At 68.8% G+C, this 1,367-nt stretch carries 1 pseudogene; it reads right to left on the bottom strand.

The window, feature by feature from the left end:
- Positions 1-283: 283 nt before the first annotated feature.
- A pseudogene (locus ACWDA7_RS52945) lies at positions 284-1,204 on the bottom strand (IS701 family transposase); the annotation flags it as partial.
- Positions 1,205-1,367 lie beyond the last annotated feature (163 nt).

Genomic DNA, 1,367 nt, shown 5'->3' with positions numbered 1-1,367 from the left:
TATTAGGCTGACCGCGCGTCGTCGCACGACACGCACCCCGGCCTCCCGCCGACCCCACAACACCACCCTGGTCCACTCCGGCGGGCCCCAACTCTTCCTGCGCTCTTGACAAAGAACTCTACATATTAGGGTCGGGGACTGGCGCGGTGGTCTGTGATGGCTCCGTTTCTAGTAGGGCTTGGTCAGGTCTGTATTAGTGCTGGTATGTCGCGGCGGCAGGTCGGGCAGGCGCCGGTCCAGACCGCGAGCAGTGTCTGTAGCTCGCGGAGGACCTGGTAAAGGCTCAGGCCGACGCCACGTCTTTTGGGGCCCGGGCCAGTCGTTGCAGTGTGCAGAAGGCGTGCGCGACGGAGACAAGGGTGACGTGGTGGTGCCAGCCGCCCCAGGTTCGGCCCTCGAAGTGGGCCAGGCCCAGGGCCTGCTTCATCTCCCGGTAGTCGTGCTCGATGCGCCAGCGGAGCTTGGCGAGCCGGACCAGTGTGGTCAGGGGCATGCCGGAGGGCAGGTCGGACAGCCAGAACTGCACCGGCTCGCTCTCGCCGGCAGGCCATTCGGCCAGCAGCCAGCACTCCGGCAGCTCCGGACCGTCGGTGGCCTGCCGGACCTCGCGTCCGGCAGGCCGGATGCGCAAGGCCACGAAGCGGGAGTACATCCGCTTGCGGCCCAAGCGGCCGGTGCCGGGCCGGGAGCCTTCCCGCCATTGCACCGGCCGAGCTGCCTTCCGCCCTGCCGAGATGACCAGTTCCTTCACCGACTGCGGCTTGTCGGGATACTTGGCCACCGGCGGGCGTCCCATCCCGGAGTACGGCTCGGCCACCGGCACCGCGTCGGCGGGCTGAGCCGACAGCGTGCTGGAGATCCCCACGACATAATTCAGGCTGCGGGCCTGCAGTCCGTGGCGGAACGCGGCAGCGTCGCCGTATCCGGCGTCCGCGATGGCCAGCGGCACCTCGATCCCCCAGGAGCGGATCTCATCGGCCATGTCCAGGGCCAGCTGCCACTTCTCCACATGCCCGACGTCGTCCGGGATCCCGCATGCGGCACGCCGGGCGACCTTGCCCGCATCGGCCTTCGCCGAGGCGGGATCCCATGTCTGGGGCAGGAACAGTCGCCAGTTGACCGCCGCAGAAGCGTGGTCGGAGGCGAGGTGGAGCGAGACGCCGACCTGGCAATTGGTGACCTTGCCGGCGGTGCCGGTGTACTGTGCTGCGTGCCACCAGCCTGGCGACCTGGGGCGGCACCATGGGGGTGGGGGGATCGCTGTGTTCCACTATTTCTGGCTCTCCCGGCATCGGTGTGGGTCAGCCGGTGCGAGTGGGGGGTCGCTCCCACGGCAGGACGAGGGTGATGGGGCCGCAGGTGAGCAT

It is taken from the genome of Streptomyces sp. NPDC001156 (assembly GCF_053598275.1).
The sequence above is the reverse complement of the archived record's forward strand: the minus strand, read 5'-3'. Positions and strand labels throughout refer to the sequence as shown.